We start from the raw sequence: 7,123 nt of genomic DNA on the forward strand, positions 1-7,123 counted from the left end.
AGCAGGTATAGCAACTTCAATAGGTTGTTTGGGAGAAAATGAATTAGCTAAGGGTAATTTAGAAACAGCCGAGCAATTCTTAAAAGAAGCCTTAGCAAAAATGAAAGAACTAGGTATGACTTGGCACATTGCAGAAGCTAACTACGAATTAGCAGTGCTTGAACGCAAACGCGGTAATCTAGAACTTGCTCAACAACATTACCAAACAGCTCATCAACTTTTTCAACAATTAGGTGCAGCCAAAGATTTAGAGGAAATTGAAAAAGAATGGAATGCTAATTAATCAGCATTGCTAAAATGCCAATGCTGATTAACGGTTAATTCCGCATAACGGTACTACTTACCAAACACAGTGCCTAAGGAACGGGCTATATTTTGTGGTTGCATTGCATCCATTGCGGCTGTTGGTTCATAGCCACAGTGAACCATGCAATCGGCACATTTGGGATTACCACTAGCACGACCGTATTGGCTCCAATCGGTATCTTCTAGCAATTCCTTAAAGGTGGCGTAATAACCTTCATTTAATAGATAGCAAGGTTTTTGCCAACCGAGAACACTGTAGCTTGGGCTACCCCAAGGCGTACATTCGTAGTCCTTTTCTCCTGTGAGGAAGTCTAAGAATAGAGGGTTGTGATTGAAGTTCCAGTTTTTCTCACCAGATGTTTGCGGGGCAAGAATTTCTCTGAATAAGGCGCGTGTTTGTTCGCGTTTGAGAAAATGATTTTGATCTGGTGCCCACTCGTAACTGTAACCAGGAGAAATCATCATGCCATCAGTATTCAGGGTTTCGAGGAAGTCGAAGAACTCCTGCATTTCATTGGGGTCAGTACCCTCAAAGATAGTAGTGTTTGTTGTCACCCGAAAACCTTTGGCTTTAGCAGCGCGAATGGCTTTGACGGCAATATCAAAAACGCCTTTGCGGTCTACAGACTGATCGTGTAACTCTTGCAATCCATCTAAATGGACACTAAAAGTCAGGTAAGGAGAAGGTTGAAACTTATCCAGGCTTTTTTCTAGCAACAAACCATTAGTACACAAGTAAACATACTTTTTGCGCGCAACTAATCCCCGGACAATCTCATCAATTTGGGGATGCAGTAGCGGTTCTCCCCCAGGAATTGAAACAACTGGTGCGCCGCACTCTTCCACAGCGGCAAAGCACTGTTCTGGGGTAAGATTTTGCTTGAGAATTTCTACTGGATGTTGGATTTTACCACAACCGTTACAGGCTAAATTACAGCGAAAAAGCGGTTCCAACATCAATACTAAAGGAAAGCGTTTACGTCCTTTCAAACGCTGAGTAACCAGATATTTTCCTATATCTATAGCTTGTTGTAGATTAATCGCCATTGATCTTTTAACTCCTCTGTTACGTTGTAAAACACCACCGAAAAAGTCAAATTGAGTTTTTGTAGTTAGTGCTTGAGTGCTAAAAAGCCCTAAAGTGCCAAGTACGATTTTTTCTCATTTGACATACCCCCCATTGACAAACCAATCGACAGCATCCTTAAGTGCTGTCGTCAGGGAAGACTGAGGCAGACCCAATTCTCGTACTGCTTTTGATGCATCGTAGTACATAGGTTGTTGAGCCATCCGCACACCATCTAATGGTACTGAGGGCGATTTCCCTAAGGGTGCAAGAATTTTTTCATCAACCCAAGCAACACTCAGAGGTAACCAAGCAGGTACGGCCTGTTGCGGAGCCTGCAAACCTGTAATTTGAGCGAGTTGTTCCAAGAGTTGCTTCAGGGTGAGATTTTGATGTCCTAAGATATAGCGATCGCCTGATTTTCCTCGCTGCAAAGCTAGTAAATGCCCCCAAGCTACATCGCGCACATCAATAAAATTCAGCCCAGTATCCACGTAAAATGGCATTTGCCGCCGTAGAAACCGCAGGATAATATCACCTGTTGGCGTAGGTTTAATATCCAACGGCCCGATGGGGCTACTGGGATTGACCACAACTATTTCCTGACCTGCACTAGCTGCTTGCATGGCTGCTTGTTCCGCCAGAAATTTAGACTTTTTGTAGTGACCAACCAATTTATCTAAGGGACTCTGATGAGTTTCATCTACGACTTTACCAGATTCTCCTACCCCAATTGCAGCCACCGAGCTAGTATATACAGTGCGCTCAACACCAGCTTTTTGTGCTGCTGCTAGCAGATTACGCGTACCTTGGACGTTGTGGCGGTAGAGTAATTCTTGGTCTGTTTGCCAAAGAGAATAATGAGCTGCTACATGAAACAAGTACTGACAACCCAGGATTTTCTCCCAGAGATTTGAGTCATTTAAATCGCCCTTGATAATTTCCACGTTTAAACCTTGGAGGTTTTCCAGGTTGCTGCTAGGGCGTACCAGTGCTTTGACTGCATAGCCTTCTTGCAGCAACAGCCTGACTAAATGAGCACCGATAAAACCAGTACCCCCAGTAACAAAGACCTGCTTCAAGGAATCCACCTCTTTTTAAAACGCGGAAACCAGTCATCCAAAATTGCGTAGACTACAGGCACAACAATTAAACTGAGGACAGTTGAAGTTACCAATCCGCCAGTAATGGCTACAGCCATAGGCGATCGCAACTCTGAACCCGCACCCAAACCCAAGGCGATGGGCACCATACCTAAGATTGTGGCCGCAGTGGTCATCATGATTGGTCGAAGGCGCACTGGCCCGGCTTTGAGGATGGCTTCTTTGCGTTCCAGCCCAGAGTTACGCAATTGGTTGATGTAATCCACAATCAGAATGGCATTCTTATTGGTGATACCCAACAAAAACACAAAGCCAATCAGTGAAATCATGCCAAAGTCACTCTTAGTGATTAACAGCGCCAGCATTGCCCCCACTAAAGCTAATGGCAAAGAAACGCCAATCACCACAGGGTCTACCCAGCTTTTGAATAGCCAAATCAGCACGACTACAATACACAACGCTGAGAGAGCTAAGGTAGTGCCGAAACTGCCAAAAACTTCACCCAGACGGGCAGAGTCTCCTCCCAAGTCTAAAGACACACCAGGGGGCAATACTGCTTTAGCTTCTGCTACCACCTGATCTGTGGCATCACCTAAAGACATATCTTTGCCAAGGTTAGCGCCAATATAAGCCACCCGTTGATTATTCAGCCGCTCGATCTGAAAAATCTGATCGTTTTGATTGTTTTCGCCTGTAACAGTAACATCAGCGAATCCTGGTAGTTTCACTAATCGGTCTTTAATTGCCTTGGCTGCCTTGCTAAGTGCCTTGAGGTCGTTGCCTCTCAATGCCAACTGCAAAGGTTTTTGACCACCAGTATCGACAAATTGAATATCTTCCACACTGGTAGTTACATTAGGAAGATTAGGTAAAGAGGTACGCAATTGCTCTTGTAATTCCGCCGTTGTGATTTTGCGGTCTTCTTTGAGCTTGATATAAATTGTGCCTTTGTTTGGCTCACCCTCACGGGAACCAACGGTGGTAAATACCGTTTGCACAGCTGGTGATTTTCTGACTACCTCTTCTAGTTTTTTAGCAACTTGCAGAGAATCGTCTAAAGGGTTGGGAATTGGTGAATTTGCTATTTCCCCTTGTTCTGCTTGTCCTGCTTGTGCCCCTTGTCCTGCTTGTACCCCTTGTCCCCCCTGCCCTGCCCTTAAATGCTCAGGTAAACTCAGCAAAGGAGTGGTGTAAGTAATATTAAATTCGCCGCGATCGAGTTTGGGAATAAATCCCTTGGGGATCATGGGAATGATGGCGATACCCGCTATTAAGCTGAGTAAAGCTAAACTCATGACTATTCGCTTGTGATCCAAAGACCAATCCAGCAAATTTCGGTAACTTTGGGCAAAGCTAATCCATAACTTAGATTCGCTACGGCGAGAACGGGACGATGCAGGTTTGAGCCAGTAGATAGAAAGTACTGGCGACAAAGTTCTGGCTACTAGCAAAGAAGCCAGCATGGCGGCGGAAACAGTAATACCGAAAGGCTTGAAGAATTGACCAATCACTCCACCCATCAACCCGATTGGCAGAAACACCGCTACGGCTGTCAAAGTGGCGGCGGTAACTGTGAGTCCAATTTCATTGGTGGCAGAAAGAGCAGCTTGACGGGGATTTTCGCCATCTTCGACGTGCCGCATGATGTTTTCTACATCGACGATCGCGTCATCGACAATACTACCAATCACCAAAGCTAAGGCTAATAGAGTAATCGTTTCTAAGTTGAAGCCAAAAAACGCCATGACGATAAATGTCGCCAACAAAGATGTCGGAATCGCCAAGGCGGAAATCAAGGTAGCTTGCCAGTTCCATAAAAATGGAAAGATCACAACTACCGATAACACAACCGCTTCAATCAAAGCGTCGATTGTAGAATGGGTGGCGTTGCGAATATATTCAGCCTGAGTGGCGGCTAAGGTAAGTTTGGCATCTTTGAGAGAAGACCGAAGCTTTTGGACTTCTTGCTCAACTCGGCTCACCACTTCCAAAGTATTAGCTGTGCCTTTTTTGATTACCTGAAATGCCAAAGCGTCTTTGCCATTGAAACGCACTAAGGTAGCCCCACCTTCCGGTAAAGCAGCTGTATTTGCTGCTAACTGGGGAGGGGAAGTACTAGGCGCACCCAATAGTACTACCTTGAGCACTCCTGGCAGTTTCGCGATCGCTGGCACAATTTTGTCTTTTGCCAACTTCGTCAAATCGGTAAGATTCCCGGAAGGACTCTCAATGGCATAACTAATGGCAGATGACTCATTGAGGTTCAGGGGAATAATCTTATAATTTGCTCCCTGCGTCAGGGTCAACTTCTTAAGTGCAGTCTCGACTTGGCGCGTCGAATTTTCGAGGTTTGTACCGACAACAAAAGACAAACTAACGGCAGTTTGACCTGGATAAGTGGATGAGCGGATATCCTCAATTCCTGCCAAGGATTGCAAACGCTTTTCTAGTGGTTGGGTGAGTTTTGTCTCTGTATCCAGGGCTGATTCTATGGGAGCGGTAGCATTTACCACCACTACAGGAAAGGTAATGTCTGGAAATAAAGCATACTTGAGGGAACTGAAAGCCAAAAGCCCAGCTACCGTCACGGCAATCCAAAAACCTACCGTCAGCCACGAAAATTCAATCGCCAATCTAGAAATATTGAAGCGTTCTCGTGCGGATTTTGAGCTATTAGGCTTGACCATCTTGGAAAATCATCGTGCGGGTGACACAATTATTAGTCATGCTACAGTAATCACTTAAAGTTTGCGAGTTCGGGTACTCCCCAATCAGCAATATTGCTGAATGTTCTTACCTTGGTATGACTCAATCTTTCTTTTCTACAGAATGGAACTTGAGAAATGAAACTTGGCTCTGTTGAACACAAGGAATTATTCTGCCGCAGCTTTTTAGATAGCCACTTGGAGTATGAGCCTGAGCATCTGCCCTGGCCTGATTTGAATGATGCCGATCTTGCTCGTCTGCAAGCCATTCCCTTTTGGGAAAAAGCACTTGATATTGAACGAGAAGCTGGCGCAATGGTGAGTAGTTATGCAGCCACTGTGACAGATCCCCTGTTACATGAAGCGATCGCTCTCCAAGGTAGAGAAGAATCGCGCCACGCCCGTCTGATCAAAACACTAATTGACCGCTATGGCATCGAAATGCCGGAACGTCCTCCTGTGGTAGTACCGCCAAAGATTGAGCCAGCCTTCACAACCTTTGGGTTTGAAGAGTGCCTAGATTCCTTCTTTGCCTTTGGGCTGTTTGGAATTGCCCGTGACGCTAAAGTGTTTCCAGAAGCCCTTTTCACGATTTTCGATCCAATTTTGGACGAAGAAGCACGTCATATTGTCTTTTTTGTCAACTGGTTCACATACATCCAAATTAATCGCGGTCAAGGATTTTTACCTCTGCGGATCGTTAGAACTCTCTGGTACTATGGCAAAGCACTGAGTAATTTAATTACCGCCTTTGGCGATTCCGATCCTAGTGGTACTGGTTTTACCGCTACTGGCGCAAGCACTTTCACCGACGACCTCACACTAGAAAAGTTTCTGGGAGTGTGCATTCAGGAAAATCAGCAGCGGATGAGTAAGTATGATTCTCGCTTGCTACAACCGCAATTGATACCTCTGCTTACTAATGTCGCTTTCCGCACTCTCCAATTATTACCTCAACGTAAGCCCCAAACTGTCGAGAGGAAAGGGAATTGGGGAATGGGAGGATAAGGGAAAGGAGACAAGGAAGTGTGGGGAGTGTGGGGAGTGTGGGGAGAAATGGGATCAAGGAAGACAAGGAGGATAGGGGAGACAAGGGAGCAGGGGAAGAAATGCTCAATGCCTGATGCACAATACCCAATGACGAATGACAAATGACAAATGACATCCAAGTAATTCTTGTGCCTCAGGGAGCAGAGTACAAGGCTGTGTGTCGTGGTTTAAGCCGTGTCACTTCAACGCCAACTGTAATTCCTATCCCTGTAGGCATAAAACCTCTGACCACATATCTGCACGAATTACCAGAGGATGGGCGGTTTGTGAATCATCCACAGGCGAGAGTGTTGCTTATGGGTCTGTGTGGTAGTTTGTCTCCCAGCTACCCTGTGGGCAAAGTCGTTTTGTATGAGAACTGTGTTTATCAGGGGAAGTTTCAAGCTTGTGAAGCTAGATTCACAACTCAGTTATACTCAGCACTCAAAACTCATAACTCAGCACTAAATTTAGTTAAGGGACTAACAAGCGATCGCGTGGTTTGTTCCGCTGCGGAAAAACGCCAACTTGGTGAGACTCTAGGGGCTGATGTTGTAGATATGGAAGGATTTGCCGCTTTAGAGTTTTTCAATCAGGTGGGCGTGTCAGTCGCCATGTTGCGCGTAGTTAGCGATGATTGTCACCACGATATTCCTGATCTCACATCAGCAATCAGCCCTGATGGTTCCCTGCGTTCTTTACCCTTAGCAATTACATTACTCCGAAAGCCTATTGCTGCTAGTCGTTTAATTCGAGGTTCCTTACAAGCATTGAAAGTATTGGAGGAAGTAACCGGAGTATTATTTTCTGATTAATATCTGCCTCGTGAACAACAAGATCCCCGACTTCTTCAAGGATACAGCTGGCGAATGGTGGGTCTGGCTCCTTATATCCTAATGCAAATAGTTTTCTGG

General features: G+C 45.4%; 6 protein-coding genes. 3 read left to right on the forward strand and 3 right to left on the reverse strand.

Annotation, left to right across the window (positions count from 1 at the left end; translation table 11 throughout):
- Positions 1-283 (forward strand): tetratricopeptide repeat protein (locus BV372_RS30835; protein WP_218776790.1); only part of this gene is annotated, 283 nt, incomplete at its 5' end.
- A gap of 53 nt (positions 284-336) precedes the next feature.
- On the opposite strand, the gene hpnH is transcribed toward BV372_RS30835, so the two are convergent.
- The 3 genes from hpnH to BV372_RS30850 form a co-directional block, all read right to left on the reverse strand.
- On the reverse strand, positions 337-1,353 hold the full coding sequence (gene hpnH, locus BV372_RS30840; protein WP_086690729.1) for an adenosyl-hopene transferase HpnH: 1,017 nt from the start codon (positions 1,351-1,353) through the stop codon (positions 337-339).
- Between the two features lie 114 nt (positions 1,354-1,467).
- Positions 1,468-2,454 carry a hopanoid-associated sugar epimerase gene (hpnA, locus tag BV372_RS30845; protein ID WP_086690738.1) on the reverse strand — a complete coding sequence of 329 codons (987 nt, stop codon included), beginning with the start codon at positions 2,452-2,454 and terminating at the stop codon, positions 1,468-1,470.
- Positions 2,451-5,162 (reverse strand): efflux RND transporter permease subunit, encoded by a 2,712-nt coding sequence (locus tag BV372_RS30850; protein WP_086690731.1) that lies wholly within the window; start codon positions 5,160-5,162, stop codon positions 2,451-2,453. Before BV372_RS30850 ends, hpnA begins: the two co-directional genes overlap by 4 nt.
- Before the next feature lie 156 nt (positions 5,163-5,318).
- On the opposite strand from BV372_RS30850, the gene BV372_RS30855 reads away from it, so the two are divergent.
- Both BV372_RS30855 and BV372_RS30860 read left to right on the forward strand, forming a co-directional pair.
- Positions 5,319-6,188: a ferritin-like domain-containing protein gene (locus tag BV372_RS30855; RefSeq protein WP_086690733.1), complete on the forward strand. Its 870-nt coding sequence runs from the start codon at positions 5,319-5,321 to the stop codon at positions 6,186-6,188.
- Positions 6,189-6,331: 143 nt separating this feature from the next.
- Positions 6,332-7,024: a phosphorylase gene (locus tag BV372_RS30860; RefSeq protein WP_086690735.1), complete on the forward strand. Its 693-nt coding sequence runs from the start codon at positions 6,332-6,334 to the stop codon at positions 7,022-7,024.
- Positions 7,025-7,123: the final 99 nt, after the last annotated feature.

The sequence above is a fragment of the Nostoc sp. T09 genome (assembly GCF_002154695.1).
GTDB lineage: Bacteria > Cyanobacteriota > Cyanobacteriia > Cyanobacteriales > Nostocaceae > Aulosira.